The sequence below is a fragment of the Ramlibacter humi genome (genome assembly GCF_004681975.1).
Lineage (GTDB): Bacteria > Pseudomonadota > Gammaproteobacteria > Burkholderiales > Burkholderiaceae_C > Ramlibacter > Ramlibacter humi.
Genome location: NZ_SMLK01000005.1, coordinates 212811 through 238263 on the forward strand (window position 1 = coordinate 212811; position 25453 = coordinate 238263).

General features: G+C 70.2%; 26 protein-coding genes and 1 pseudogene. 18 read left to right on the forward strand and 9 right to left on the reverse strand.

What is annotated here, in order from left to right; all coding sequences use genetic code 11:
* The first annotated feature begins 176 nt into the window (after nt 1–176).
* The 9 genes from EZ216_RS15850 to EZ216_RS21470 all read left to right on the forward strand — a co-directional run bounded on the left by EZ216_RS15850 (nt 177) and on the right by EZ216_RS21470 (nt 8546).
* A complete protein-coding gene (locus tag EZ216_RS15850; protein ID WP_135250753.1) occupies nt 177–995 on the forward strand; it encodes a universal stress protein in 819 nt (272 codons plus the stop codon).
* A gap of 275 nt (nt 996–1270) precedes the next feature.
* Nucleotides 1271–2131 (forward strand): universal stress protein, encoded by an 861-nt coding sequence (locus EZ216_RS15855; RefSeq protein ID WP_135250754.1) that lies wholly within the window; start codon nt 1271–1273, stop codon nt 2129–2131.
* A gap of 69 nt (nt 2132–2200) precedes the next feature.
* The gene (locus EZ216_RS15860) at nt 2201–5062 is read left to right on the forward strand and encodes a monovalent cation/H+ antiporter subunit A (protein ID WP_135250755.1); all 2862 of its coding nucleotides are present in this window, start codon (nt 2201–2203) and stop codon (nt 5060–5062) included.
* A complete protein-coding gene (locus EZ216_RS15865; protein WP_135250756.1) occupies nt 5062–5406 on the forward strand; it encodes a Na+/H+ antiporter subunit C in 345 nt (114 codons plus the stop codon). Before EZ216_RS15860 ends, EZ216_RS15865 begins: the two co-directional genes overlap by 1 nt.
* Complete coding sequence (locus EZ216_RS15870) at nt 5403–6959, forward strand: monovalent cation/H+ antiporter subunit D (RefSeq protein WP_135250757.1); 1557 nt, start codon at nt 5403–5405, stop codon at nt 6957–6959. Before EZ216_RS15865 ends, EZ216_RS15870 begins: the two co-directional genes overlap by 4 nt.
* Nucleotides 6956–7447, forward strand: coding sequence for a Na+/H+ antiporter subunit E (locus tag EZ216_RS15875; RefSeq protein WP_135250758.1), 492 nt, complete (start codon nt 6956–6958; stop codon nt 7445–7447). Before EZ216_RS15870 ends, EZ216_RS15875 begins: the two co-directional genes overlap by 4 nt.
* Nucleotides 7444–7725, forward strand: coding sequence for a K+/H+ antiporter subunit F (locus EZ216_RS15880; RefSeq protein ID WP_135250759.1), 282 nt, complete (start codon nt 7444–7446; stop codon nt 7723–7725). The genes EZ216_RS15875 and EZ216_RS15880 overlap by 4 nt, the downstream gene beginning before the upstream one ends.
* Nucleotides 7722–8072 carry a monovalent cation/H(+) antiporter subunit G gene (gene mnhG / locus EZ216_RS15885; protein ID WP_135250760.1) on the forward strand — a complete coding sequence of 117 codons (351 nt, stop codon included), beginning with the start codon at nt 7722–7724 and terminating at the stop codon, nt 8070–8072. The genes EZ216_RS15880 and mnhG overlap by 4 nt, the downstream gene beginning before the upstream one ends.
* A gap of 309 nt (nt 8073–8381) precedes the next feature.
* Nucleotides 8382–8546, forward strand: a complete 165-nt coding sequence (locus tag EZ216_RS21470; RefSeq protein ID WP_167772936.1) for a hypothetical protein — start codon at nt 8382–8384, stop codon at nt 8544–8546.
* Nucleotides 8547–8567: 21 nt separating this feature from the next.
* Here the strand turns inward: EZ216_RS21470 and EZ216_RS15890 are convergent.
* A pseudogene (locus EZ216_RS15890) lies at nt 8568–9154 on the reverse strand (YdeI/OmpD-associated family protein).
* 57 nt (nt 9155–9211) lie between these two features.
* Between EZ216_RS15890 and EZ216_RS15895 the strand changes: the two are divergent.
* Together EZ216_RS15895 and EZ216_RS15900 are read left to right on the forward strand one after the other, a co-directional pair.
* Entirely contained in the window at nt 9212–10273 is a 1062-nt protein-coding gene (locus EZ216_RS15895; RefSeq protein ID WP_135250761.1) for an adenosine deaminase family protein, read from the forward strand.
* Between the two features lie 7 nt (nt 10274–10280).
* Nucleotides 10281–11249, forward strand: coding sequence for a Bug family tripartite tricarboxylate transporter substrate binding protein (locus EZ216_RS15900; RefSeq protein ID WP_135250762.1), 969 nt, complete (start codon nt 10281–10283; stop codon nt 11247–11249).
* A gap of 40 nt (nt 11250–11289) precedes the next feature.
* Here EZ216_RS15900 and glmS read toward each other — a convergent pair whose 3' ends face one another.
* Nucleotides 11290–13140 carry a glutamine--fructose-6-phosphate transaminase (isomerizing) gene (gene glmS, locus EZ216_RS15905; RefSeq protein ID WP_135250763.1) on the reverse strand — a complete coding sequence of 617 codons (1851 nt, stop codon included), beginning with the start codon at nt 13138–13140 and terminating at the stop codon, nt 11290–11292.
* A 134-nt stretch (nt 13141–13274) separates the two neighbouring features.
* Between glmS and EZ216_RS15910 the strand changes: the two genes are divergently transcribed.
* A complete protein-coding gene (locus EZ216_RS15910; protein WP_135250764.1) occupies nt 13275–13772 on the forward strand; it encodes an Lrp/AsnC family transcriptional regulator in 498 nt (165 codons plus the stop codon).
* Between the two features lie 3 nt (nt 13773–13775).
* Here the strand turns inward: EZ216_RS15910 and glmU are convergent, their stop codons facing one another.
* Entirely contained in the window at nt 13776–15173 is a 1398-nt protein-coding gene (glmU, locus tag EZ216_RS15915; RefSeq protein ID WP_135250765.1) for a bifunctional UDP-N-acetylglucosamine diphosphorylase/glucosamine-1-phosphate N-acetyltransferase GlmU, read from the reverse strand.
* Between glmU and EZ216_RS15920 the strand changes: the two genes are divergently transcribed.
* Complete coding sequence (locus tag EZ216_RS15920) at nt 15172–16050, forward strand: DUF6279 family lipoprotein (protein WP_135250766.1); 879 nt, start codon at nt 15172–15174, stop codon at nt 16048–16050. The genes glmU and EZ216_RS15920 overlap by 2 nt on opposite strands.
* On the forward strand, nt 16047–17189 hold the full coding sequence (locus EZ216_RS15925; protein ID WP_135250767.1) for an MFS transporter: 1143 nt from the start codon (nt 16047–16049) through the stop codon (nt 17187–17189). Before EZ216_RS15920 ends, EZ216_RS15925 begins: the two co-directional genes overlap by 4 nt.
* Before the next feature lie 3 nt (nt 17190–17192).
* Here EZ216_RS15925 and EZ216_RS15930 read toward each other — a convergent pair whose 3' ends face one another.
* The 5 genes from EZ216_RS15930 to EZ216_RS15950 all read right to left on the reverse strand — a co-directional run bounded on the left by EZ216_RS15930 (nt 17193) and on the right by EZ216_RS15950 (nt 20401).
* Entirely contained in the window at nt 17193–17510 is a 318-nt protein-coding gene (locus EZ216_RS15930) for a hypothetical protein (protein WP_135250768.1), read from the reverse strand.
* A 93-nt stretch (nt 17511–17603) separates the two neighbouring features.
* Nucleotides 17604–18590, reverse strand: a complete 987-nt coding sequence (locus EZ216_RS15935; RefSeq protein ID WP_135250769.1) for an MBL fold metallo-hydrolase — start codon at nt 18588–18590, stop codon at nt 17604–17606.
* 88 nt (nt 18591–18678) lie between these two features.
* Nucleotides 18679–19167 carry a gluconokinase gene (locus EZ216_RS15940; protein WP_135250770.1) on the reverse strand — a complete coding sequence of 163 codons (489 nt, stop codon included), beginning with the start codon at nt 19165–19167 and terminating at the stop codon, nt 18679–18681.
* On the reverse strand, nt 19164–19766 hold the full coding sequence (locus tag EZ216_RS15945; protein ID WP_135250771.1) for a TetR/AcrR family transcriptional regulator: 603 nt from the start codon (nt 19764–19766) through the stop codon (nt 19164–19166). The genes EZ216_RS15940 and EZ216_RS15945 overlap by 4 nt, the downstream gene beginning before the upstream one ends.
* Before the next feature lie 161 nt (nt 19767–19927).
* Nucleotides 19928–20401 carry a DUF2917 domain-containing protein gene (locus EZ216_RS15950; protein WP_167772937.1) on the reverse strand — a complete coding sequence of 158 codons (474 nt, stop codon included), beginning with the start codon at nt 20399–20401 and terminating at the stop codon, nt 19928–19930.
* Between the two features lie 128 nt (nt 20402–20529).
* Between EZ216_RS15950 and EZ216_RS15955 the strand changes: the two genes are divergently transcribed.
* A complete protein-coding gene (locus tag EZ216_RS15955) occupies nt 20530–21513 on the forward strand; it encodes a LysR substrate-binding domain-containing protein (RefSeq protein WP_135250773.1) in 984 nt (327 codons plus the stop codon).
* Nucleotides 21514–21568: 55 nt separating this feature from the next.
* On the opposite strand, the gene EZ216_RS15960 is transcribed toward EZ216_RS15955, so the two are convergent.
* Entirely contained in the window at nt 21569–22156 is a 588-nt protein-coding gene (locus EZ216_RS15960; RefSeq protein ID WP_135250774.1) for a 5-formyltetrahydrofolate cyclo-ligase, read from the reverse strand.
* A gap of 9 nt (nt 22157–22165) precedes the next feature.
* Here EZ216_RS15960 and EZ216_RS15965 point away from each other — a divergent pair, with 9 nt between their 5' ends.
* The 3 genes from EZ216_RS15965 to EZ216_RS15975 all read left to right on the forward strand — a co-directional run bounded on the left by EZ216_RS15965 (nt 22166) and on the right by EZ216_RS15975 (nt 25452).
* On the forward strand, nt 22166–24157 hold the full coding sequence (locus EZ216_RS15965) for a lytic transglycosylase domain-containing protein (protein WP_135250775.1): 1992 nt from the start codon (nt 22166–22168) through the stop codon (nt 24155–24157).
* On the forward strand, nt 24154–24681 hold the full coding sequence (locus EZ216_RS15970; protein WP_239024408.1) for an MgtC/SapB family protein: 528 nt from the start codon (nt 24154–24156) through the stop codon (nt 24679–24681). The genes EZ216_RS15965 and EZ216_RS15970 overlap by 4 nt, the downstream gene beginning before the upstream one ends.
* A gap of 87 nt (nt 24682–24768) precedes the next feature.
* Nucleotides 24769–25452 carry a glutathione S-transferase family protein gene (locus EZ216_RS15975; RefSeq protein ID WP_135250776.1) on the forward strand — a complete coding sequence of 228 codons (684 nt, stop codon included), beginning with the start codon at nt 24769–24771 and terminating at the stop codon, nt 25450–25452.
* Nucleotide 25453: the final 1 nt, after the last annotated feature.

The following is a 25453-nucleotide window of genomic DNA, read 5'->3' on the forward strand; positions in this document are numbered from 1 at the left end:
GCGCCTACACTGCATCGCGTGAACCAGCCACCTTTCACGCCGCGCCGCACGCTGCTGCAGACGGCACTTTCCTGAGCCCGGCGATTCGTCCGCCACGCGCATCGTGAATCGCCGGGCGCACGCAGCGCCGGAGGCCTGCCCGCGGCAGGCCGGGGACCTCGCCAAGGGGTGCGTTCATGAATGCCTTTCCTTCCACTCATGGCCTGCGCTGGCCATGCTTCGCCGGCCGATCCGTCCTGGCCCTGCTGGACGACAGCCCGCAGGGCCGCCAAGCAGGCTTGCGCGCCGAAATGATCGCGCGGGGCCTCGGCGTGCCGCTGGACCTGCTGCCGGCCGGCGCGGCGCCGGCGCGGGTCGCGGCAATGTGCTCGGGCGCCGGGCTTCTCGTGTTGCCCTACCAGCCCGGTCACGCGATCGCCGAATGCCTGTGGGGCACACCGCCGGAACGCGCCTCGCGCTGGCTGGACATGCCGACACTCGTGGTCGCGCGCCCGGCGATTGCCCCGTACCGCCGCGTGCTGGTACCGGTGCAGCTGGATGACGACGCGGCGCCCCTCATCGACGCGGCGCGGCAGCTCTCAGGCGAAGCGCGCCTGCGCGTGCTGCACGTCCTCGACCGGCGCGTGGAGTCTTCGCTGTGGCTGGCCGACGCGCCAGAGCCCGCGATGCGCGCGCAACGGCAACGCCGTTCGCTGGCCGCCCGCGTGGCGCTCGATCGCGCCATCACCCTCGCGCGCGCGGACGATCGCACCGCGAGCATGGTGTCGTCCGGTGACGTGGCGGCGCGCGTGCTGGAGAGCGCATGCGGCAGCCGCACGCAGCTGGTGGTCATGGGCCGGCGCCGGCGTTCGCTGCTCGGGCAGCTCCTCACCGGCAGCATCGCCACGCGCGTGATCGGCGCGGGCCACGCGGACGTCCTCTTGCTGCCCCTGCACGGCCGCTCGCGGCCGGCCGGGGCGCGCCGCGGCGAAGGGGAGGTGCCCGCTTATACTTGACCGCATGACGCTTCGCGCCTCGCGCCCACGGCCTGCCGCTGTTTCCATGCTCCGCATGGAAGCGATCGCGCGCACGCGAAGCCGCCACCCCGCGCCTCCAGCACTGCACCGTACGGCTGCACATTCGTGAGCCCGGCGGTCGCCTCCTCCCTCCTCCTCCCGCACCACAACGACCGCCGGGCCTGACCCCGGTGCGTTGACGTCCGCCGACCGCGCGGGCATCCCCTTTCCCGGCTGGAGTTTTCCGGATGCATGCATCGCCAAGCGGCGGCCCCATGGCCGCCATCACCGAAGTCCTGGTCGTCGGGCCGCTGTCGACGGCGGGCAGCAACGCCGTGCGCCGCGCCGCGCTGCTCGCGCGCGAGCACGGCTGGGCGCTGCGCGTGCTGCAGGTCGAGCGCGATCCGAAGCTGCTGCCCGCCGCGCAGCACGCCGTGACGGAACTGGCGGATCAATTGCGCGGGCGCCTGGGCATCGGGGTGGACGCGCAGGCCGCGTCCGGCGACCTGCTGAAGCACGTGGCCGCGCACATGCGCACCTGCGGGCTGCTGGTCGTCGGCTCGTCGAGCGACAACGCGCTGAAGCAGCAGGTCGCCGGCATCGCGCTCGACCGGTTGATCCGCCTGTGCCGCGCGCCGGCGCTGGTGGTCAAGCGCGGCGTGAATGCCGCTTTCGCCCAGGGCGCGGCGCCCGACGGCGGCTATGCGCGCGTGCTGGCTTGCGTCGATCTCGAACCGTCCGCGCCGGCCACCGTGGCCGCCGCGCGCGCCATGGCGCCCGGCGCGGGGCTGGAAGCTTTCCATGCGGTCAGCGTCAAGGCCGCCGAAGCCCGCACGGCCGGGCGCGAGCCGTCGTCCATGCCCTCGGTGCTGGGACAGGCCCGCGCCGCCCTCGCGCAGTTGCTCGATGCGGGCGGCCGCCACGAGGCCACGCCATGCGTCGGCTTCGGCGATCCGGTCGACGCGGTGCTGTCCAGGCAACGGGCGCTGCCGGCCGACCTGGTGGTGATCGGCAAGCGGCAACGCGGCCTGCTGGCCGACTTCTTCCTGGGCCGGCTGACCCGCGAGGTGCTCATGCAGTGCAGCGCCGACGTCCTGGTGCTGCCACGGGCCGCCGTGGTCCCGCAAGCTTCTTGATGAGCTCGCGCGGCGCCCTGCCGCGTCCGACTCCGATAAGCTGGGGCGCTCCCGCCGCCAACCCTTTCCATGCCCGATGAAGCCCTCCTGATCGTGCTGCTGCTGCCGTGGGCAGCGGCCATCGCGACGCTCGCGCTGCCTTCGCGCCGGCGCGGCGCGGCCGTGTGGCTCGCGGCCGCGGCGGCGCTGGGGTCGCTGGCGGTGACGGCGGGCTTCGCGCAGCGCGTGCGCGATGGCGGCAGCGTGCGCCTGCACGCGGCCTGGGTGCCATCGGCGGGCCTGGACTTCACGCTGCGCCTCGACGGACTGGCCTGGCTGTTCTGCGTGCTGGCCACCGGCATCGGGCTGCTGGTGGTGCTCTACGCGCGCTACTACATGTCGCCGCGCGACCCGGTCGCGCGGTTCTACTCGTTCTTCCTGGCCTTCATGGGCGCCATGCTCGGCGTGGTGCTGTCGGGCAACCTGTTCCAGCTGGTGTTCTTCTGGGAACTCACCAGCGTCTTCTCCTTCCTGCTGATCGGCTACTGGCACCACAACCCGGCGGCGCGCGACGGCGCGCGCATGGCGCTGGTCATCACCTCCGCGGGCGGCTTGTGCCTGCTGGCGGGCGTGCTGCTGCTCGGCCGCATCGCGGGCAGCTACGACCTGGACGCGGTGCTGGCGGCCGGCGACAGCGTCCGCGCGCACCCGCATTACTTCGCCGCTCTGCTGCTGGTCGCCGCCGGCGCCCTCACCAAGTCGGCGCAATTCCCGTTCCACTTCTGGTTGCCGCAAGCCATGGCCGCGCCGACGCCCGTGTCGGCGTACCTGCACTCCGCGGCCATGGTGAAGCTGGGCGTGTTCCTGCTGGTGCGGCTGTGGCCGGTGCTCGCGGGCACCGATGCGTGGGCGTGGGTCGTCGGCGGCGCGGGGCTGGTGACCCTGGTGCTCGGCGCCTACGCGGCGATCTTCCAGCACGACCTCAAGGGACTGCTGGCGTATTCCACGATCAGCCACCTGGGTCTGGCGATGGCGCTGCTGGGCCTGAACAGTCCGCTGGCATTGGTCGCGGCGGTATTCCACGTCATGAACCACGCCACGTTCAAGGCGTCGCTCTTCATGGCGGCCGGCATCATCGACCACGAAGCAGGCACGCGCGACATGCGCCGCCTGTCGGGCCTGTACCGGGCGATGCCGATCACCGCCACGCTGGCGATGGTGGCGGCGGCCGCCATGGCCGGCGTGCCGCTGCTCAACGGCTTCCTGTCCAAGGAGATGTTCTTCGCGGAGACGCTGCGCGCCGAAGGACCGGTGCAGGCGATCGACCGCGCGCTGCCCTACATCGCCGCGGTGTGGGGCATGCTGAGCGTGGCGTACTCGCTGCGGTTCATCCACGGTGTCTTCTTCGGCCCGCCCGCGACCGACCTGCCGCGCCGGCCGCACGAACCCGTGCGATGGATGCGGTTGCCGATCGAATGCCTGGTGCTGGCGTGCGTGGTGGTGGGCGTGTTCCCCGCGGCCACCGTCGGGCCCATGCTCGAGGTGGCGGTGCGCTCGGTGCTGGGACCGGCGGTCCCCGAGTACAGCCTGGCGGTGTGGCACGGCCTGACGCTGCCGCTCGCGATGAGCTTCGCGGCGCTGGTGGGCGGCACGCTGCTCTTTCTCGCGCTGGGGCGCCACTTCGCGGCGGGCCGCGAAGGCACGCCGCTGATGCCGCCGATCCAGGGCCGCCAGGTGTTCGACACCGTCCTGGCGGCGCTGTCGTGGCGCTGGGCGCGCGCGCTCGAGCGCGCCATGGGCACCCGGCGGCTGCAGCCGCAGCTGGCCCTGCTGCTTGCCGTGGCGCTGGCCGCGGGCCTTTGGTCGGCACTGCCCGGCATCGGCTTCGGCGGCCTGCCCGGCACGCGGGCGGATGCCGCGTTCGTCATGGCCTGGATCGTGGGCATGGGCTGCGCCGCCGGCGCGGCGTGGCAGGCCAAATACCACCGGCTGGTCGCCCTGACGCTGGCGGGAGGCGCGGGCCTGGTGGTCTGCCTCACGTTCGTCTGGCTGTCCGCGCCCGACCTGGCGCTGACGCAGTTGCTGGTGGAAGTGGTCACCACGATCCTGTTGCTGCTCGGCCTGCGCTGGCTGCCGCAACGGCTTCCCGCCAGCGAGTCACGCGACAGCGCGTCGCGCAAGCTGCCGCGGCGGGTACGCGACCTGGCACTCGCCATCGGCACGGGCTGCAGCCTGGGCGTGGTCGCGTATGCGGTGATGACGCGGCCGCTGCCCGAGGGCACGGTGTCGCGTTTCTTCCTGCAGAACGCGTGGCCGCTGGGCGGCGGCACGAACGCGGTGAACGTGACCATCGTCGATTTCCGCGGCTTCGACACGATGGGTGAGATTTCCGTGCTGGCCGTGGTCGGCATCACGGTCTTCGCGCTGCTGCGCCGCTTCCGGCCCGCGCCGGAGAGCGCGATGCCACCGCCCCAGCGACGGGGACAGACGCCCGCTTCGGTGCGCGAAGACCTCGGCACCGCGGCAGTCCTGATGCGGTGGCTGTTTCCCGCGGCCGGCCTGGTCGCGCTGCACCTGCTGCTGCGCGGGCACAACCTGCCGGGCGGCGGCTTCGCGGCCGGCGTCGCCATGGCCATCGGGCTGGTGCTGCAGTACATGGCCGGCGGCACGCGCTGGACCGAAGACCGGCTGCCGATCCGCCCGCTGGCCTGGATGGCCATGGGGCTGGTGCTGGCGCTCGCGACGGGCGCCGGATCGTGGTGGTTCGGGCATCCGTTCCTCACCTCGCACGTGGCGCACTTCCAGTTGCCGCTGCTGGGCGCGCTGCACCTGCCCACGGCGTTCTTCTTCGACCTGGGCGTGTTCCTGCTGGTGGTGGGCGCGTGCGCCCTGCTGCTGACGGCGCTGGGCCACCAGTCCACGCGGGCGCACCGCGCGGTGGAGAGGCGCTGATGGAAATCGTGGTCGCGCTGGGCATCGCGGTGCTCGCCGGATCCGGCGTGTGGCTGCTGCTGCGCCCGCGCACCTTCCAGGTGATCGTCGGGCTGTCGTTGCTGTCGTACGCGGTGAACCTGTTCATCTTCGTGATGGGCTGGGTGCGCGGCGGTGCGGCGCCCATCGTCGGCACCGCCGGCACGCCCGACCCCGCGCATTTCGCCGACCCGCTGCCGCAAGCGCTGGTGCTGACGGCCATCGTCATCGCTTTCGCCACGACCGCGCTCCTGCTGGTGGTGCTGCTCGCCGCGCGCGGCTTGACCGGCACCGACCACGTGGACGGACGGGAGCCCGAACAATGAACGGCTGGGCCGCGCACCTGGTGGTGCTTCCCGTGGTGCTGCCCCTGCTGGCGGGAGCGCTGCTGCTGGCGATCGACGAATCGCGACACGCGACCAAGGCCGCGATCAGCCTGGCCAGCGCGCTGGGGCTGCTCGCGGCGGCCATCGCACTGGTCGCTCGTGCCGACACGCCCGCCGCGCACGTGTACGCACTGGGCGGCTGGGTCGCGCCCGTGGGCATCGTGCTGGTCGCGGACCGGCTGGCGGTCGCGATGGTCCTGCTCACGTCGATGCTCGGCGTGGCGGCCCTGCTGTTTTCGCTGGCCCGGTGGCACCGCGCGGGGCCGCATTTCCACGCGCTCGTCCAGTTCCTCCTCGCCGGGCTGTGCGGCGCTTTCCTCACGGGCGACCTGTTCAACCTGTTCGTCTTCTTCGAATTGCTGCTGGCTGCTTCCTACGGCCTGGCACTGCACGGCGGCGGCGCGCTGCGCGTGCGCGCCGGACTGCACTACATCGTGGTCAACCTCGCGGCTTCGCTGCTGTTCCTGGTCGGGGTCAGCCTGCTCTACGGCATGGCCGGCACGCTGAACATGGCCGACCTCGCCGTGCGGCTGACGCAGCTTCCCGAGGCCGACCGCCCGCTGCTGCAGGCCGGCGCGGCCGTGCTCGGCATCGCGTTCCTGCTGAAGGCCGGCATGTGGCCGCTGGGGTTCTGGCTGCCGGCCACCTATTCCGCGAGCAGCGCGCCGGCGGGCGCACTGTTCTGCGTGCTGAGCAAGCTGGGCTTCTACGCGGTCCTGCGCGTCTCGTACGTCGTGTTCGGCGGGCTGCCGGTGGCCGACCTGATCGCGCTGGGCGGCATGGCCACGCTCGTCTTCGGCATGGTGGGCATGCTCGGCTCGCAGGACCTGGGCCGCATCGCCAGCTTCAGCCTGGTGTCCTCCACCGGCACGCTGCTGTCAGCGGCCGGCGTGGGCGGAACGGCGGCACTGGGTCCCGCGCTGCTGTACCTGGTGGCTTCCACGCTCGCGACGGCGGCGCTGTTCCTGCTGGTGGAACTGGTGGAGCGGTCGCGCGCGCCGGGCGCCAACCTGCTCGCGGTCACCGCCGACGCATTCGGCGTGGACAGTGAAGACGAGACCGAGGCCGAGGAAAGCGCCGGCGTGCTGATCCCCGCCAGCGTCGCGGTGCTGGGCATCGCTTTCAGTTGTACCGCGCTGGTGCTGGCGGGATTGCCGCCGCTGCCCGGGTTCGTCGCCAAGTTTTCGTTGCTGTCGGTACTGCTGCGGCCCGAAGCCGCCGGCACGGGAGCGTGGGTGCTGCTGGCCCTGGTGCTGCTGTCGGGGCTGGCGAGCGTGGTCGCGTTCGCGCGCGCGGGCGTGCGAGCCTTCTGGGCCGAGGCGGGCAAGGCGCCTCGCGTCCGCCTGATCGAGATCGTCCCCGTCGCAGGCCTCATCGCGGCCTGTCTCGCCCTCACGGTGCTGGCCGGTCCCGCGCTGGCCTACCTGCAGGCGGCGGCCGATGCGCTGCATCCCGCCGACGCGTACATCCGGGAGGTCCTGCGACAGCCATGAAACGCCTGCTGCCCTATCCGCTGCTCGCCTTCTTCCTGCTGCTCGCATGGCTGGCGCTGAACGACACCCTCGAGCCGGCCCAGCTGCTGATCGGCATCGCCGCCGGCGTGGCCGGCGCCGCGGCGTACGCACGCCTGGAGCCGCCGCGGCGCAAGGTCCGGCGCCTGGCCGTGCCTGCGCTGCAGTTGCTCGGGGCAGTGGCGCTGGACATCGTGCAGTCCAACCTGGCCGTCGCGCGCATCGCCCTGCGCATGCGGCGCGCGCCGCGCATCGCGGGCTTCCTGCGTATCCCCCTTGAGCTGGGGGATCCCGCGGGCCTCGCAGTGCTGGCCTGCATCGTCACCGCAACGCCCGGAACATCCTGGGCACGCTACGACGCCGCCGCGAGCGTCCTCACCCTGCACGTGCTGGACCTGGCCGACGAACAGGCCTGGGTTCTCGCATTCAAGCGCCGCTACGAGCGGCGGCTGCTGGAGATCTTCGGATGAACGCTTCCTTCACCGACACGGCATTGCTCGCGGCGCAGGTGCTGCTGGGCGTGGCCTTGCTGCCCGCCTTCGTGCGGCTGGTGCTGGGACCGCGCGCGCAGGACCGCGTGCTGGCGCTGGACACGCTGTACGTGGTCGCGATGCTGTCCATCCTCGTGCACGGACTGCGCACGGACAGCCCCTATTACTTCGAATCCGCGCTGGTGATCGCGGCGCTGGGCTTCGCATCGACTGCGGCCGCCGCGCGGTTCCTGCTGCGTGGCGAGGTGATCGAATGAGCGCCGTCGCCGCCGTCCTCGCCCTCATCGGCGCGCTCTTCGCGCTGGCCGGCGCCTTCGGCCTGCTCACGATGCGCACGTTCTACGAGCGCGTGCACCCGCCGACCATGGCATCGACGCTGGGCACGGGCCTGGTGCTGCTGGCCTGCGTCATCGGCTCGAGCGTTGTGGAGGGCCGGCTGGTACTGCACCACCTGCTCATCGCGGGCTTCATGGCGGTGGGCACGCCGGTCACCTACCTGATGCTGGTTCGCGCCGCGCTGCACCGCGACGCCGCCGAAGGGCGCGACCATCTCGCCGACGCGCAACAGGGCGACGGCAACCCGCCGGCGCCGCGCGCGGAGTGAACGCAATCTGGCAAGAACAGGCGGGGCATTCGTCGCCAAGCATGGCGTTGCGCTGCTGCCGGGCTAGACTGCCCGCCATGACTCCGATGCGTTCCCACGCACCCGCCTGAGCCCGGGGATTCCTCCCCCACCGGCGCGACACGAATCACCGGGCCTGCTCCAGCGCCGCTGGTGAAAACGGCCGTCCGCGCGACGGCCCTTGCTGACGGAGTTTCCCCTCATGCATCGCATCGCGAGATCGAGCGCGCGCCCCTGGCCGCGCGAGTCCTGTTCCCTTGTTCCTGCCGCGCACTCACGCGGGGAGTCGCCATGACCTTCGCCGACGTGGCCCTGCTGCTGGGCGTGATGGGCGGCTCCTTCCTGTGGGCTGCGGGGTTCGGCTTTCTCGGCGGCGACCGCCGCCAGGACGTGGCGCTCGTCGCCACGGTGGGAAGCCTGTTCGTGGTGGTGGCGGCGGTGCTCGCGGTGCTTTAGCCGCAGGCGCCCACGTCGCTCTCAGCCGTGGATCTTCTCGCCTCGGGCGAGCATCTCCACGAGCGCTTCGATCCGTTTTGACCGCGTCTGCGGCTGCTTGGCAGTCTGCACCCGCCACAGGACGGCATAGCGGTTGGCACCATCCAGCTGGTCGTAGAAGGACCTCGCTGGCGGCCGTGCATCGAGCGCGGCTGTAGGTCCGGCGGCACGACCGCCGTGCTCGCGCTGTCGTAAGCCGCGTGCCACCGCCCGTCGGCTTGTGCCGTCACGACTTCCGCCATTCCACTGGGCTGCATCCGGCCCGATGCGATCAAGGCCTGCGCCTTCTCGCGATTCGCCCTGGACCACAGGCTCCGCGCACGCCTGGGCGTGAAGCGCTGCAGCCAGTGCCGATCGTCAAGGCCCTTCTTCTGCCCGTCGATCCACCCATGGCACAGCGCGATCTCCACCGCCTGCGGATACGTGACCGTCGGCTCCCCGGCGCCGGCCTTGGCGATCAGCAGCCAGACGCCGTCGCAAGTGGCGTGGTTGCTGCTCAGCCAGGTTTCGAACGCGCGCGCAGTAGCGAAGCGCAGTGGCTGCTGCCCCGGGGCGATCTCCTTGGCCATGGCGCCAGTTTACGAATCACGCCAGGGCGGCCGCACCCGCTGCGCGAAAATCGCGGCATGACCCAGGCCCCAGCGCTAGAGCAGTTCCTGCGCTCGATTCCCAAGGTGGAGCTGCATTGCCACCTGTTCGGCGCGGTGCGCGAGCAGACCTTCCGCGACCTGAACCGCAACGCCGGCGCGCCGCTGGCCGATGAAGAGATCACCAGCTTCTACACCCGCGGCGAAAAGCCGGTGGGCGTGCTGCGGGTTCTGCGCGCGCTGGACGCCTCACTGGTGCGAAGCCCGCAGGACCTGCACCGCATGGCGTACGAGTACCTGCAGGACGCGGCGGCGCACAACGTGCGGCACAGCGAGTTTTCGTGGAACCCCACCGGGACCGTGCACGTTTCCGGCATCCCCTATGCGGCCGCGCAGGACGGCATCGTGCAGGCGATCCGCGATGCGCGGCGCGATTTCGGCATCTCGGCGCGCCTGATCGGCGCGATCGACCGCGAAGCGGGGCCGGAAGCGTCGCTGGAGATGGTGCGCTGGCTGCTGGACCACCGATGCGAAGAAGTGGCGGGCATCGGCATCGACTACCGCGAGAACGAGCACCCGCCCGAGCTGTTCGAAGCGGCCTACGCGCTGGCGCGGCAGGGCGGCTTGAAGACCACGGCCCACGCCAGCGAGTTCGGCCTGCCCTGGCACAACGTCCGCACGGCGGTCGAGACGCTCAAGGTCGATCGCATCGACCACGGTTACACCGTCGTCGACAACCCGCAGTACGCGGCCGAATGCGCGCGCCGCGGCCTCGTGTTCACGGTGGTGCCCACCAATTCGTACTACCTGCGCACGCTGCCGCCCGAGCGCTGGGCACTGGACCACCCGATCCGGCGCATGCCCGCGCTGGGCCTGCGCATCCACCCGAACACCGACGACCCGACGCTGCACAAGGTCGATCCCACCGGCGCGTGGCGGATGATGGTGAGCGATTTCGGCTTCACCCTCGACGACCTGCGCGGCTTCATGCTCAACGGCATCGACGGCGCGTGGCTGGACGAATCCGTGAAGCAGCGCTGGCGCGTCGAGTGGCCGGCCGAGTTCGACGCGCTGCGCCGCCAGCACCTGCAAGACCTCTGAGGACCGCATGTTCAAGCCCATCATTCCCCTGCTCTTCGCCTTCGCGTCGAGCCTCGCTTCCGCGCAAGCGGCATGGCCGGCCGCCAAGCCCATCACGCTGATCGTCCCGTACACCGCGGGCGGCAGCGTTGACTTCAACGCGCGGCTGGTCGCCCAGAAGCTTTCGGAACGCCTGAAGCAGACCGTGGTGATCGACAACGTGGGCGGCGCCGGTGGCGCGGTGGGCGTCACCAAGGCGGCTTCCGCCGCGCCCGACGGCTACACGCTGGTGGCCGGCACCGACAGCGCCATCGCCATCGCCAAGCTGGTCAATCCGGCGGCTTACCGCTTCGAGCCGCTGCAGGCGCTGACGCCTGTCGGCATGCTCAACACCGCGCCGATGGTGCTGGTGGCGGGCAACCGCCTGCCGGCGAAGACGTACGCCGACTTCGTGAAGCTCGCGAAGGAAAAGCCCGGCAGCCTGACGTACGCGACCTCCGGCATCGGCACCGTGCTGCAGCTGGCCATGGAACTGCTGAAGGAAAAGAGCGGCATCTTCGTCACGCACGTGCCTTACCGGGGCGGTTCGCAGATCGCCACCGACGTGATCGGCGGCCAGGTCGACACCGCCATGCTGGTCAGCACCTCGGCCATCCCGCACGTGCAGGCGGGTCGCATGCGTGCACTGGCGGTGACCGGCCCCGGCCGCATCGAGCAGTTGCCCGACGTGCCCGCGCTGGCGGAGCTGCCGGGCCTCAAGGGTTTCTCGGTCGTGACCTGGACGGGCCTCTTCGCGCCGGCGGGCACGCCGCCCGCCGTGGTCAAGCGGCTGAACGAAGAGCTGAATGCGGCGCTGAAAGATCCCGAAGTCGTGGCCAAGATGCGCGAGCAGGGCGCGGTGCCCGGCTCGGGCAGCGCGGAAGACCTCGGCCGTTTCGTGCAGGCCGAGCACGCGCGCTACGAGCGCATCGTGAAGTCCGCGCACATCCGGGAGTGAAGCGGGAAGGCCCGCTTGCCGCGGGCCTTCCGGACCGGGTTCACTCGACGGTGACGCTCTTCGCCAGGTTTCGCGGCTTGTCGACGTCGGTCCCACGCGCGCACGCCGTGTGATACGCCAGCAGCTGCAGCGGCACGACGTGCAGCAGCGGGCTGAGCGGACCGTAATGCTCCGGCATGCGGATGACGTTGATGCCGTCCTCGCTCTCGATGCGGGTGTCGGAGTCGGCCAGCACGTACAGCACGCCGCCGCGCGCGCGCACTTCCTGCATGTTGCTCTTGAGCTTTTCCAGCAACGTGTCGTTGGGCGCGACGGTCACCACGGGCATCTGCGAAGTCACCAGCGCCAGCGGGCCGTGCTTCAGCTCGCCGGCGGCGTAGGCCTCGGCATGGATGTAGGTGATCTCCTTGAGCTTGAGCGCGCCTTCCAGCGCGATCGGGTAGTGCAGGCCGCGGCCCAGGAACAGCGCGTTCTCCTTGCCCGCGAACTGCTCGGCCCAGCCGATGATCTGCGGCTCCAGGGCCAGCACCGACGACAGCGCGGCGGGCAGGTGGCGCATGGACTTCAGGTGCGACGCCACCTGCGATTCGGTGACGCGGCCCTTCACCTCGGCCAGCGACAGCGCCAGCAGGAACAGCGCGGCCAGCTGCGTGGTGAAAGCCTTGGTCGAAGCCACGCCGATCTCCACGCCCGCGCGCGTGATGTAGGCCAGCTTGCATTCGCGCACCATCGCCGACGTGGACACGTTGCACACCGTCAGCGTGTGTTCCATGCCCAGTTCGCGCGCGTGGCGCAGCGCGGCCAGCGTGTCGGCCGTCTCGCCCGACTGGCTGATGGTCACCACCAGCGTGCGCGGGTTGGGCACCGATTCGCGGTAGCGGTACTCGCTGGCGATCTCCACCTGCGTCGGGATCTTCGCGATGCCTTCCAGCCAGTACTTGGCGGTGCAGCCGCTGTAGTAGCTGGTGCCGCAAGCGAGGATCAGCACCGAGTCGATGTCCTGGAACACGCGGTGCGCGCCGTCGCCGAACAGCTCCGGCACCACGGCCTGCACGCCTTCCAGCGTGTCGGCAATGGCGCGCGGCTGCTCGAAAATCTCCTTCTGCATGTAATGGCGGTACGGGCCCAGTTCGGCAGCGCCGCTGTGCGCCTGCACGGTCTTCACGGGGCGCGTCACCGGCTTGTGCGAACGGTCCTCGACCCAGTACTTGCCCAGCTGCAGGTCGACCACGTCGCCTTCTTCCAGGTAAACGATCTGGTCGGTGACGCCGGCCAGCGCCATCGCGTCGCTGGCCAGGAAGTTCTCGCCGCCTTCCTTGCCGACGCCCAGGATCAGCGGCGAGCCCGCGCGCGCGCCCACCACGCGCAGCGGTTCGTCCTTGCAGAAGACGGCGATGGCATACGCGCCGTGCAGTTTGCGCACGGCGGCCTTCACCGCCTCGAACAGGTCGCCTTCGTACAGGCTGTCCACCAGGTGCGAGATCACCTCGGTGTCGGTCTGGCTGTGGAACTGGTAGCCCTTGGCCTTCAGCTGCGCGCGCAGCTCGTCGTGGTTCTCGATGATGCCGTTGTGCACCAGCGCCACGCGGCCGGGGCGGTCGGCCGCGCCTTCACCGGGGCCGTGGCTGAAATGCGGGTGCGCGTTGTGCACCGCCGGCGCGCCGTGCGTGGCCCAGCGCGTGTGCGCGATGCCGGTGGTGCCTTCGATGCCTTCGCGCTCCACCTGCGTCACCAGCTCGGCCACGCGCGAAACGCTGCGGGCCCGCCGCAAGCCGTCTTCGTAAACGGCCACGCCGCATGAGTCGTAGCCGCGGTATTCCAGCCGCTGCAGGCCCTGGACGAGGATGGGAACGATGTTGCGGGTGGAGACCGCGCCGACGATGCCGCACATGGGAGTTGCTCCTTGGAATGGCCGCGACTGTAGGTCAGCCTCCATGAAATAAGATGGCTAAATTGAATTTAATTCGGAATATTCGTTCCACTCATTAGAGTTATGGAATATTATTCCGATTCTCAACATAAAATATGAATCAAGTTGCGCTAGACGCCACCGACCTGGCCCTCCTGAGCCAGCTTCAGCAGGACGCTGCGCTCACCAACCAGGACCTGGCGGCCAAGGTGCACATCTCGCCGCCCACTTGCCTGCGGCGCGTGAAGCGCCTGCAGGAAGCCGGCCTGATCGAGCGGCAGGTGGCCATCCTGGCGCGCGACCGTCTCGCGCCCATCACCGGCCACGGCATCGACGCCATCGTCGAGATCACGCTGGACCGGCAGGACAACGAAGCCATGGTTGCCTTCGAGTCGCGCATGGTGGCCGACGAGGCGGTGCAGCAGTGCTACCGCGTCTCGCCGGGACCCGACTTCATCCTGGTGGTGCAGGCGCCCGACATGCCGGGCTACCTGGCGGTCGCGCAGCGGCTGTTCACGGCCGACGCGAACGTGCGCAACGTGAAGGCTTTCTTCGCGGTGCGGCGCGCGAAGTTCGATCCGCGCATCGCGCTGCCCAAGCCGCCGCGCGGCTGATCCTTACTTGGGCGCCTTCTTTGGCCGCTGCCAGCCGGAGATGCTCACCTGCTTGCCGCGCGCCACCGTCAGGGCTCCCGGTTCGGTGTTCTTGGTCACGGTCGAGCCGCCGCCCACGGTGCCGCCCTTGCCGATGCGCACCGGCGCCACCAGCACGCAGTTGCTGCCGATGTGCACGTCGTCTTCCAGCACCGTCTTGTGCTTGTTGGCGCCGTCGTAGTTGGCGGTGATGGACCCCGCGCCGTAGTTGACGCGTTCGCCCACCTCGGCGTCGCCCAGGTAGGCAAGGTGGTTGGCTTTGGCGCCGCGCGCCATCGTCGAGTTCTTCACTTCGACGAAGTTGCCGATGTGCACGTCGGGGCCCAGTTTCGCGCCGGGCCGCAGCCGGGCGAACGGACCGACCTGCGCACCCTCGCCCACCGTCACGCCGGCTTTCTCGCCGTCGAAATGCGTGAAGCCCAGGATGTGGGCGCCGGCCTCGATGGCGGTGTTGCGGATGACGCAGTTCGGCCCGATGCGCACGCCGTCACCCAGCGTCACGCGGCCTTCGAACACGCAGTTGACGTCGATCTCCACGTCCTGTCCGCATTGCAGCGTGCCTCGCACGTCGATGCGCGCCGGGTCGGCCAGCCGCACGCCGGCCTCCATCAGCTCGCGCGCATTGCGCAGCTGGAACGCGCGCTCCAGCTCGGCCAATTGCAGCGGGCTGTTCACGCCGTCGACCTGCACGCGGTCGGGGCAGGCGATGGCGACCACTTCCACGCCGTCGGCCACCGCGTGCTTCACCACGTCGGTGAGGTAGTACTCGCCCTGGACGTTGTCGTTGGTCAGCCGGGCCAGCCAGCGCTTGAGCAGCGCGTTGGGTAACGCCATGAAGCCGGTGTAGACCTCACGGATGGCGCGCTGCGCCTCGCTGGCGTCCTTGTGCTCGACGATGGCCCGCACGTGCGAGCCGTCGCGCACGATGCGGCCGTAGCCGGTGGGATCGGGCATCTCCACGCTCAGCAGCGCCAGCTTGCCGCCGGCGCATGCATCCACCAGCGGCTGCAGCGTCCCGGGGCGGATCAGCGGCACGTCGCCGTTGAGGATCAGCGCCACACCGTCGTCGGGCAACTGCGGCACGGCCTGCTGCACCGCGTGGCCGGTGCCCAGCTGCGGTTCCTGCCGCACGAACGTGGGCACGACCCTGGCGCCGGCGAAGCTGCCGCGCACCGCCGATTCCACCTCTTCCGCGCCGTGGCCGGTGATGACGACGATGCGGCGCGCGTCCAGGGCCATGGCGCAATCGATCACATGGTCGACCAGCCCACGGCCGGCCAAACGATGCAACACTTTGGGCCGGCGGCTCTTCATGCGCGTGCCCTTGCCCGCCGCCATGATGACCACGTCTACAACTGTCATGTCTTTCCTTCGTCTCGCGCGATTCGCCGCAATTATCGGCCTGCTCAGCCTCAGCGGGGCGCTCTGCGGGTGCAGCGCGATCAAGCTCGCCTACGCCAACCTGCCCCAGATCGCGTACTGGTGGCTCGACGGTTACGTGGACTTCGACGACGCGCAGTCGCACCGCGTGCGCGAGGACCTGGCGCGGCTGCACGACTGGCATCGCAAGCAGGAGCTGCCGCGGTTCATGCACCTGTTGCAGAAGGCCGAGAAGATGGCCATGGGGGACGTCACGCCCGAGCAGGTTTGCGCGCTGGAGCCGGAACTGCGCGAACGCCTGGCGGCGCTGCGCGAGCGGGCCGAGCCCATGGTGGCCGCCAACGCCGTGCTGCTGACGGCGCCGCAGCTGCAGCACCTGGAGAAGAAGTTCGCGCGGAAGAACCGCGAGTACCGCGCCGACTGGGTGCGCCTGCCGCCGGAAGAGCTGCTGGACAAGCGGCTGAAGCTGGTGGTCGAGCGCTCCGAGATGGTGTACGGCAGCCTGGGCAGCGACCAGCAGTCGCGGCTGCGCGAGCTGCTGAAAACCTCGGCTTACAGCCCGGCGCTGGTGCTGGCCGAGCGCACGCGCCAGCAGCAGGAGATCCTGGACGTGCTGCGGCGGCTGGCCACCCAGCCGGTGCCGCTGGCCGGAGCCAGGATGGCCGTGGCGCGGGTGGTGGACCGCGTCCTGCAGCCCGCCGACCCCGAGTACCGCGCCCACGTCGACACCCTGCGGCAGGAGACCTGCCGCACCGCCGCCGCCGTGCACAACGGCACCACGCCCGCGCAGCGGGACTTCGCGGCGCGGCGGCTGCGGGCCTGGCAACGCGACCTGATGGAACTGGCCGAAGGCCGATGACGGCTCTCGCGCCCGGCTCCTCGATGCCGCTGGTGTGGCGCTTCGCGGCGTCCACCACCTTGATCGTGCTGGCTTTCGCGATGGCCGGCCCGGTGCTGGCCGTCAGCCTGCAGCAGGCCGGCGCCAGCACCAGCGCCGTCGGTGCATTCGCGATGATCCCGTTCCTGATGGTGGGGCTGCTGATGCCTTTCGTGCCGCGCGTCATCGCGCGCCTGGGCGTCGTGCGCACCTACCGCGCGGGCTGCGTGTTCAACCTCGCCGGCGCGCTGCTCTACGCGGTGACCGACCACTGGCTGGCGTGGTGCGCCGGCTCCGTGCTCAGCGGCATCGGCGCCGCGGCGCTGTGGAACTCCACCGAAGCGCTGCTCGCGCGCGAAGCGCCGCCGGACCAGCGCGGCCGCGTAATGGGCCTTTACCAGACGGCGCTGGGCGCGTCGCTCGCGCTCGGGCCGTTCGCGCCGGGCGTGCTGGGCTGGAGCGCACACGCGATGCTGTGGGCCAGTGCCGCGATCGTGGTGGCTTGCTGCGCCATCGCCGCGGCGATCCCGTCGCGCTCGGCGATCGAACCGCCGCCGGGGCAGGCGGGCACGTGGGAAGCGTTGCGGACAGTGCCATTGCTGGTGCTGATCGCGTTCAGCGGCGGCGTGTTCGAAGCGGGCCTGGGCTCCGTCAGCGCCGCGAACGCCTCCGCCTCGGGCCTCAGCCTGGCGATGGCGGCCAGTGTCGCGGGCGCCATCGGCGTCGGCAGCTTCCTGTGCCAGTACCCCGCCGGCCTGCTGGCCGACCGCTTCACCATGCGCGGCATCTTCACCAGCGCGGGACTGCTGCTGCTCGCGGCCAGCGGCGCGTTCGCGCTGTCGCCGCAAGCGCCCTGGCTGCTGTGGGCGGTGGGGCTGGTGTGGGGCGGCGTGGGCGGCGCGCTGTACACGCTCACCATGGTGGAAGTCGCGCACACCTTCCAGGGCCGCGCGACGGCGGGCGGCGCGGCCGCGATGATCACCGGCTACACGGGCGGGGCGACGGTGGGCCCGCTGGCCAGCGGCGCCGCGCTGCAGTACGGCGGCATCGTGGGGCTGGCCGTGCTGCTGGGCACGCTGGCCGCCGGCACGCTGGCGGCGGCGCGCAGCGTGCCGGACTGAGGCTTATTCGCCTTTGGCTTTGGAGTGGGACTTGCCCTCTTCCTCGGCGGCCTTCATCTCGCTCGCTTCCTGTTCGGACTTGGGCTGCGCGGCCTCGGCGTCCTTCTTCACGTCGTGCGACTTCAGGTAGCGCTCGGTGCGTTCCTTGTAGTCGCGCGAGCCTTCGTAGCTGCCCTCGCCCATCTGCTGCGGCTGGCCGCTGCCCTGTTGCCGGGCGGCCGGGCGGCCCTGCTTCTGGAATTCGTCGGAGCCCGACATCTGCTGCTGCCGGGCGATGCTGTCGCCTTGGGGCTGTTGCTGCTTGGAGGTACTGCGGTTCATCCTGGTGCTCCTGTGGACCCACCAGCTTAGGCAGCCCGACAGCGCGGCGGCGTCAGCGGGCGCCGAGTGCGCTGTCGGAGCCGTCCGACAACCCTACTGCAGCTGGCCCCACATTTCCTTGTCGCGCTCGGCCGTCCAGATGCGCGGGTTCTTGATGCCGCGCGCTTCGTCGTAGGCACGGCTGACGTCGAACGGCAGGCAGTGCTCGTAGATGAACACGTGGCCGAACACGGGGTCCATGCTCTTGCGCGTGTGCGCCATGCTGGCCTTGAGGTCCATGTTGGCGGCGGCGGCTTCCTTGGCGGCGGTGTAGAGCGTCTCCACCCAGCGCTTGGTGTAGTCCAGCGCCTTGTTCACCTGCGCCGCGCCCTTCATCGCCTCGCCGCGGCCCGGCACGATGGCTTCGGCTTTCAGCGCGCGCAACGCCTCCAGCGTGGCCGGCCACTCTTCCAGGTGGGCGTCGCCGGTGTAGACGCCGGCTTCGTACTCCACCAAGTCGCCGGAAAACAGCACCTTCTCTTCTTCCACCCACGCGATGGTGTCACCGCGCGTGTGGCCGGGACCCGGGTGCCACACCTGCACCTTCACGCCACCCAGGTCCAGCACCAGCTTGCCGGGCACCTCGCCCTTCACCGGGTTGCCCCCGGCGATGACCATGGTGGGCCACGTGAGGCCGGGCACGCTCTCGGCATTGCGGAACAGGCGCGGGAAGCGCTCCATCTCCGACTGCATGTCTTCCTTGCCGCGTTCGACGATCAGCTCGTACGTGCCCTGGCTGGCGATCACCTCGGTGGCGCCTTCGGCGGCATAGGCGCTGGCGCCGAGCACGCGCACCGCGTGGTAGTGCGTGAGCAGCACGTACTTGATCGGCTTGTCGCTGACGGTGCGGATGCGCGCGATCAGGTCCTTGGCCATCGCCGGCGTGGCGGTGGCGTCGCTGACCATGATGAACTTGTCGCCGATGATCACGCCCGAATTCGGGTCGCCTTCGGCGGTGTAGGCCCAGCAGTGCGGGGAAAGCTGCTCGAAAGTGATCTTCTTGTCGGCCAGGTCGGCTTGGCTGGCGAAGGCTTTGCTCACGTCTTGGACTCCTGCGCGCCGTCGCGGCGCGAACGCACGATTCTACTTAGCGTAACGCGTTACGCATTGTTGAACGAACGGGAGTTGTTCAGCGCAGGCCGGCCGCCGCCAGCGCGACCACGTCCTCGATCGGCCGCGAAGCATCCACCACCACCACGCCCGGCTCGCCGGCGGGGTCCTGCAGCGCGGCGAACTGGCTGTCCACCAGGCTGGGCGGGTAGAAGTGGTCGCGGCGCGCGGCCACGCGGGCCTGAGCCTGCGCCGGCGTCAGCGCCAGGTGCACGAAACGCAGCCCCGGCGCGGCGGCGCGCAGGCGATCGCGGTAGGCCTTTTTCAGCGCGGAACAAGTGAGCACCGCGCCCTGCGGCCGCGACGCAAGTTCGCGGCCCAGCGTGTCCAGCCAGCCGGCGCGGTCGTCGTCGTCCAGCGGCACGCCGCGGCTCATCTTCTCGATGTTGGCCGGCGGGTGGAAGCTGTCGCCTTCCACCAGCGGCAGGCCCAGCGACTTCGCCAGCCGCTCGCCGATCTCGCTCTTGCCGCAACCCGACACGCCCATCACCACCACGTGCAGCGTCATGCGGCCAGCCCCCGGTCCAGGACCTCGATCACCTGCCCGGCGAAGTCGCCGTACGAGAGGCTGCCGCCGCCGGGGCGCAGCCAGGTGAAGGTCCAGTTGATCATGCCGAACAGCATCATCGCTACCGGCGTCTGGTTTGCATCGCCCACGCGCTGCGGGTAGGCGCGGCGGATGAAGCGGGTGACCGCCGACACCACGTCGCGCTGGCGGTCGAGGATCAGGTCGCGCTGGGTGTCGCCCAGGAACTTGGTGTCGTGCAGCAGCGCGGCGTGGCGCGTGGCGCTGGTCTCGTATTCCTCGAGGAAGGCGCGAATGAGTTCATGCAGCGCGGCCCGGTCGTCCAGCCGGCCGCGCTGCGCGGTCGCCTCAACCTGCCCGATCAGCGCCAAGAGCCGCTGCGTGTGGCGGTCCAGCAGGTCGAACAGGATGGCTTCCTTGCTCTCGTAGTAGTGGTACAGGCGCGCCTTCGACGTGCCGCCGGCGGCGGCGATGTCGTTCATGCTGGCCGCGAAGTAGCTGCGCTCGGCGAAGCACTGCGCCGCGATCTCGAGGATCTCGTCGCGCTTGATCTCGTGCTGGGACGACTTGGGTCGGGCCACCCCGCGATTGTGAGGTGCAAACGGATGCGGACACCCTTACCCAGAGTGCGCGGAGGTTTCGCAGAGATCGCAGAGAAAAACCTTCCCGATCTCTTTGCCTTCTCTGCGCCCTCTGCGAAACCTCCGCGTCCTCTGCGTAAGGGAGTCCGCTTTCGCGACCCTCAGGTCGCCGCGCACTCGTTGCGCGCGGCCGGCCGGGGCATCAGCGAGCCCAGGGCCAGCGCCGCCAGCGCGGCGCCCAGGCGCCAGGCGGCGCGCAGGCCCAGGCCGGTGGCCAGCTGCAGGTCGAGCCAGGACTGGGCCACGGCCTGCAGGCGCGGCGTGCGCACGGGGCGCAGCTGCGAGACGAAGTCCCAGCTGATATAGGCCGGCACGCCCTTCTCGGACGATTCGAGCACGACCCGCCGGCCCGCCCGCACTGTCACCTGCTCGCCCGCCCCCAGCACCCGGTCGCCCGAGTCGTTGGCAGGGCCCGCATGGGGACCGTCGAAGGTGAGCCACACGCGGCCGTGCGCGATGCGCAGCACGCCGTCTTCCCGCGGGCGCAGCGTGACGGCGCGCTTGGCCTCCAGGCGCCAGGTGCCGGGCAGGCTGGGCGTGGATTGTTGCGATTGCGTCAGAGCGAGCGGGTTCATGGCGTTCTCCTTGGGGGTGGTTCGGCGAATGAATCTTCGGGGCTGCCGCATTGGCAGTCCAATGAAATCCGGCTAGGCTATTCATTCCGACTACGCATCAATCCCCATCCCCACGGCCGACCTCCGCCATGATGCATTCACAGACCCATTTGCGCAGCCGGCCGATCTCGGCCGGCCACCTGCGCGCCTTCGAGGCCGTGGCCCGGCACCTGAACTTCCGCGCCGCTTCGGAGGAGATGGCGCTCACGCAGTCGGCCGTCAGCCGCCAGATCCAATCGCTCGAAGAGGAAGTGGGCGTGTCGCTGTTCCTGCGCCACACGCGCGCGGTGGAGCTCACCAGCGCCGGCCAGCAGTTGCTGCTGGCGGTGTCGCACGCGCTGCCGCGCATCGATTCGGCCGTGCGCCAGATCCGCCAGAGCGCCGGACGCAAGAGCGTGTCGGTCACCACGTTCGCGTCGTTCGCGTCCATGTGGCTGATCCCGCGGCTGGAGCAGTTCCAGCGCGACAACCCCGAGATCGACATCCGCATCGACGCGACGGACGCTTCGCTCGACCTGGAACTGGCCGACGTCGACCTGGCACTTCGCTACGGCCCGGTGGCCAACATGCCGCCCAAGGCCATCCGGCTGTTCGGCGAGCAGCTGACGCCCGTGGCCAGTCCCTGGCTGCTCAAGAGCGGCACGCCGGTGAAGAAGCCGGCCGACCTGGCGCAGTTCGCGCTCATCGAGGCCGGCGACGCGCACCGCACGCACCTGGAATGGCTGACGTGGCGGCGCTGGTTCGACGAGCAGCACCTCACGCGCCTGCAGCCCAAGCGCTGGCTGTACTTCAACTATGCGTACCAGATGGTGCAGGCCGCGCTCACCGGCCAGGGCGTGGTGCTGGCCCGCCTGCCGATGGTGGCGGAAGCGCTGGCCAACGGCGAGCTGATCGAGCCGCTGTCCCGGCTGCGCATGGATTCGCCCATGGCCTATTGGTTGATCATGGGCCCCCGCAGCGCGTCGCGGCCGGAGATCAAGGCGTTCTGCGACTGGGTGATGGCGCAAAGCAAGGCCACGCGCCAGGCCATCGGCGAAGTGCCCGACCCGGACACCATCGACAACATTGATTGATTTACTTCGAAATCGCTACGCGATTACGAAGTGGCCCTGCAGCGCCCCTGCGGGGTCATCGGATCGGCCAGACCACGCCGTTGTCGTTCAGGATGGCATCCAGCGGCACGTCGTGGGGCTCGGGCTCCAGGTCGTCGACGTAGCCTGTCGTGAACCCCAGTCCCACCGTGAAAGGCTTCGGCTCCAGCTTCGCCAGCGTGCGGTCGTAGAAGCCGCCGCCGTAGCCGAGGCGGAAGCCCCCCGGCCCGTAGCCCACGCAGGGCACGAACAGCAGCGTGGGCACGATCACCTCGGTGTCCTTGGGCTTGGGGATGCCGTAGGCATCCTCCTCCATCGGGCAGCCCGGGTACCAGGCGTGAAATTTGAGCGTCTTGTGCAGCTTGTCCACCACGGGCAAGCCAATTCGTCGCAGCTGCGGCTGGTCGAGGAGCTCGCCGTCCTCCTTCCACCGGTGCAGGGCGGGCAGCGGGTCGAACTCGCCCTTGATCGGCCAATAGGCGCCGATGACAGTGTCGGGGCGGCCCACCAGCCAGATGCGCATGACGCGCTGGAGCAGGTCCGCGCGCCGCAGCCGGTCGGGGAGATTCAGCCTCTCCTCGATCAGGCGCTGTCGCAGGGATTTTTTGTCCTCCGGCGTGCTCATAATCTCCCGATGAAGTTCCGTGCGATTTTGGCATTGATCCTGGCCGCGCTAGGCGCCGCGGCGCAGGCACAGAACCGGGGGGACGACGCCATCGTGGAGATGGCGCAGGCTTTCCGCAAGGGCGACAAGGCGAAGCTGGCCAACCTGCTGCCGCAGGTGCGGGGGCACGCCCTCGAACCCTGGGGGGCGTACTGGGAGCTGCGTTCGCGCCTGGACACCGCCGCGCCGGCCGAAGTACAGGATTTTTTCCAGCGCTATGCCGGCACCTACCAGGAAGACCGCCTGCGCAACGACTGGCTGCTGCTCCTGGGCCAGCGCCGCGACTGGTTCCCTTTCGCCGAAGAGCTTGCGAAGTACCGCATGAACGACGACCCGCAGGTGCGCTGCTACTCGCTGGTGGTGCAGTTCCTGCGCGATGGGCCCGGCGCCGATCCGTCGCTGGCCGACGACGTGCGCCGCATGTGGCTGGGCCAGCGCGAAGCCGAAGACGCCTGCACGCTGGCCGCCAGCCGCATGCTGGCCGACGGCGCGCCGCGCAACCGCCTCACCACGGCCGACGCCTGGCGCAAGGCGCGCATGTCGATGGAAGTGAACAGGCCGCGCGCCGCCGAAGCCGCCATCGAACTGGTCGCGCCCGACGCGCTGCCGCAGTTCCGCGAGATGGTCGCCAGCCCCGCCAAGTTCCTCACCAAACGCATCAGCGCCACCTCGCGCACGCGGCGTGAGTTGATCGGCCTGGCGCTGATCCGCATGGCCGGCACCGACCCGGACAACGCCGCGCGCCTGCTGGAAGACAAGTGGGGCCCGCAACTCTCGGCGGAAGAACGCAACTGGGTCTGGGGTGTGCTGGGCAAGCAGGCCGCGATGAAACTGGACGACGACGCGCTGTCGTCCTTCGCCAAGGTCACCCGCGACCACGACCTCAGCGACGACATGCTGGTGTGGAAGGCGCGCGCGGCGCTGCGCAGCCCGCGCGGTCCGCAGTGGGAGCCGCTGCTCTCGGCCATCCAGGCGATGAGCGACGACGCCCGCCGCGACAACGCGTGGACTTACTGGAAGGCGCGCGCGCTGCTCGCGTCCGGCCGCGAGTCGCACAAGGCCGAGGCCCGGCAGCTGCTGCAGTCCATCGCTTCGCCGCGCGGCTTCTACGAGCAGCTGGCGCTGGAGGACCTGGGCCAGAAGATCGCCGTGCCGGCCAAGCCCGCGCCGCTGACGCCGGAAGAAAAAGAGACCGCCCGCGCCAATCCTTCGCTCAATCGCGCGCTCTACGCCATCGCGCTGGGCCTGCGCCCCGAAGGCAACCGCGAGTGGAACTACGCCACCAACCTGGCGCGCGCGGGCGGCCTGTCCGACCGCGAACTGCTGGCGGCCGCCGCCTTCGCGTGCGAGCGCGAGGTGTGGGACCGCTGCATCAACACCAGCGACCGCACGAAGATCGAGTTCGATGTCGAGCAGCGCTACCCCATGCCCTTTCGCGACACGGTGGTGCGGCGCGCCCAGCAGATCTCGCTGGACCCGGCCTACGTCTACGGCCTGATCCGCCAGGAAAGCCGCTTCGTGATGGACGCGCGCTCCAGCGTCGGCGCTTCCGGCCTGATGCAGGTGATGCCCGCCACCGCGCGCTGGACGGCCCGCAAGCTGGGCATGGCCGGCTTCACGCCCGACCAGCTGACCGACCGCGACACCAACATCGCCATCGGCACCGGCTACCTGAAGCTCGCGCTGGACGACTTCGGCGGCTCCATGGCACTGGCCGCCGCGGCCTACAACGCCGGCCCGGGCCGGCCGCGCAACTGGCGCAACGGGCCGGTGCTGGACGCCGCCATCTGGGCCGAGAACGTGCCTTTCAGCGAGACGCGCGACTACGTGAAGAAGGTGCTGGCCAACACCACGATGTACGCGGCCATCCTCACCGGCCAGCCGCAATCGCTGAAGGCGCGCCTGGGCATGGTGGGCCCGCGCGACGCCAGCATGCCGGAACCGAACCGCGACCTGCCGTGAACGCCGTCACCGACACGCTGGCCAGCGAGTTCTCGGGCATCGCCGACCTCTCCTCGGTCACGCGCATCGTGGTGCGGCTGCTGATGGCGGCGCTGCTCGGCGGGCTGCTGGGCCTGGAGCGCGAACTCTCGCACAAGGCCGCGGGCCTTCGCACGCACATGCTGGTGGCCCTGGGCTCGGCGATGTTCGTGGTGGCCGCCGTGGAGGCGGGCCTGGACAGCGACGGCATGTCGCGCGTGGTGCAGGGGCTGCTGGCCGGCATCGGCTTCCTGTGCGCGGGGTCCATCCTGAAGGGAAGCGAGAAAGGGCACATCTACGGCCTGACCACCGCGGCGGGCATGTGGATGACGGCGGCCATCGGCGTGGCGGCGGGCCTGGGCCGCGAGGTCCTGGCCGTGCTGAGCACCCTGCTCACGCTGGGCATCATCTCCGCGCTGAAGCCGATCGAGCGCCGCCTGGACAGCCACCACCGCAAGCACGAGGCGGCGACCGGCATCCTGCTGCCGGAGCAGCGCGAGGACTGAGCGGGCGCATCAATCGGCGCGCCAATTCGCATCAATCGGCCGCGGACGCGCCGATAGCATGGGACCGTCCACAGAAGAGGTCGCTCCATGCTCAAGCTCTACATCGGCAACAAGAACTATTCGTCCTGGTCCATGCGCCCCTGGGTGCTGCTCAAGCAGGCCGGCATCCCTTTCGAGGAGGTGATGGTCAAGTTCGACTCGTTCGGCGCCGACTCCGAATTCAAGCGCGTCATCGGCGAGGTCAACCCGGGAGGCCGGGTGCCGGTGCTGGCGGACGACGGCCTGGCCGTGTGGGACACGCTGGCCATCGCCGAGTACCTGGCCGAGAAGTTCCCGGACAAGGCGCTGTGGCCGAAGGACAGAAAGGCTCGCGCCCGTGCGCGCAGCGTGTGCGCCGAGATGCATTCCGGCTTCGCCGCGCTGCGCAATCACTGCCCGATGAACATCGAGGCTTCGCTGGCGCAGGCCGGCGCCATCGTCTGGCGCGACCAGCCGGCCGTGCGCGCCGACGTGCAGCGCATCGTGGCGATGTGGACTGAACTGCTGGAGCAGCACAAGGGCCCCATGCTGTTCGGCGAGTTCGGCATCGCCGACGCCTATTTCGCGCCGGTGTGCATGCGCATCCGCAATTACTCGCTGCCGGTGCCCGGCCACGTCACCGACTACATCCGCCGCGTGTGTGCGCTGCCGGGCGTGAAAGCGTGGATGGACGATGCGCTGGCGGAGCGCGACTTCGTCGCGATGGACGAACCCTACCGCACCACCCGATGAG

What these genes read in the sequence shown, in the direction of transcription:
- EZ216_RS15850 (WP_135250753.1), top strand. Translation starts at nt 177, where the DNA reads ATGAATGCCTTTCCTTCCACTCATGGCCTGCGCTGGCCATGCTTCGCC.
- EZ216_RS15855 (WP_135250754.1), top strand. Translation starts at nt 1,271, where the DNA reads ATGGCCGCCATCACCGAAGTCCTGGTCGTCGGGCCGCTGTCGACGGCG.
- EZ216_RS15860 (WP_135250755.1), top strand. Translation starts at nt 2,201, where the DNA reads ATGCCCGATGAAGCCCTCCTGATCGTGCTGCTGCTGCCGTGGGCAGCG.
- EZ216_RS15865 (WP_135250756.1), top strand. Translation starts at nt 5,062, where the DNA reads ATGGAAATCGTGGTCGCGCTGGGCATCGCGGTGCTCGCCGGATCCGGC.
- EZ216_RS15870 (WP_135250757.1), top strand. Translation starts at nt 5,403, where the DNA reads ATGAACGGCTGGGCCGCGCACCTGGTGGTGCTTCCCGTGGTGCTGCCC.
- EZ216_RS15875 (WP_135250758.1), top strand. Translation starts at nt 6,956, where the DNA reads ATGAAACGCCTGCTGCCCTATCCGCTGCTCGCCTTCTTCCTGCTGCTC.
- EZ216_RS15880 (WP_135250759.1), top strand. Translation starts at nt 7,444, where the DNA reads ATGAACGCTTCCTTCACCGACACGGCATTGCTCGCGGCGCAGGTGCTG.
- mnhG (WP_135250760.1), top strand. Translation starts at nt 7,722, where the DNA reads ATGAGCGCCGTCGCCGCCGTCCTCGCCCTCATCGGCGCGCTCTTCGCG.
- EZ216_RS21470 (WP_167772936.1), top strand. Translation starts at nt 8,382, where the DNA reads ATGACCTTCGCCGACGTGGCCCTGCTGCTGGGCGTGATGGGCGGCTCC.
- EZ216_RS15895 (WP_135250761.1), top strand. Translation starts at nt 9,212, where the DNA reads ATGACCCAGGCCCCAGCGCTAGAGCAGTTCCTGCGCTCGATTCCCAAG.
- EZ216_RS15900 (WP_135250762.1), top strand. Translation starts at nt 10,281, where the DNA reads ATGTTCAAGCCCATCATTCCCCTGCTCTTCGCCTTCGCGTCGAGCCTC.
- glmS (WP_135250763.1), bottom strand. Translation starts at nt 13,140, where the DNA reads ATGTGCGGCATCGTCGGCGCGGTCTCCACCCGCAACATCGTTCCCATC.
- EZ216_RS15910 (WP_135250764.1), top strand. Translation starts at nt 13,275, where the DNA reads ATGAATCAAGTTGCGCTAGACGCCACCGACCTGGCCCTCCTGAGCCAG.
- EZ216_RS15920 (WP_135250766.1), top strand. Translation starts at nt 15,172, where the DNA reads ATGTCTTTCCTTCGTCTCGCGCGATTCGCCGCAATTATCGGCCTGCTC.
- glmU (WP_135250765.1), bottom strand. Translation starts at nt 15,173, where the DNA reads ATGACAGTTGTAGACGTGGTCATCATGGCGGCGGGCAAGGGCACGCGC.
- EZ216_RS15925 (WP_135250767.1), top strand. Translation starts at nt 16,047, where the DNA reads ATGACGGCTCTCGCGCCCGGCTCCTCGATGCCGCTGGTGTGGCGCTTC.
- EZ216_RS15930 (WP_135250768.1), bottom strand. Translation starts at nt 17,510, where the DNA reads ATGAACCGCAGTACCTCCAAGCAGCAACAGCCCCAAGGCGACAGCATC.
- EZ216_RS15940 (WP_135250770.1), bottom strand. Translation starts at nt 19,167, where the DNA reads ATGACGCTGCACGTGGTGGTGATGGGCGTGTCGGGTTGCGGCAAGAGC.
- EZ216_RS15950 (WP_167772937.1), bottom strand. Translation starts at nt 20,401, where the DNA reads ATGAACCCGCTCGCTCTGACGCAATCGCAACAATCCACGCCCAGCCTG.
- EZ216_RS15955 (WP_135250773.1), top strand. Translation starts at nt 20,530, where the DNA reads ATGATGCATTCACAGACCCATTTGCGCAGCCGGCCGATCTCGGCCGGC.
- EZ216_RS15960 (WP_135250774.1), bottom strand. Translation starts at nt 22,156, where the DNA reads ATGAGCACGCCGGAGGACAAAAAATCCCTGCGACAGCGCCTGATCGAG.
- EZ216_RS15965 (WP_135250775.1), top strand. Translation starts at nt 22,166, where the DNA reads ATGAAGTTCCGTGCGATTTTGGCATTGATCCTGGCCGCGCTAGGCGCC.
- EZ216_RS15975 (WP_135250776.1), top strand. Translation starts at nt 24,769, where the DNA reads ATGCTCAAGCTCTACATCGGCAACAAGAACTATTCGTCCTGGTCCATG.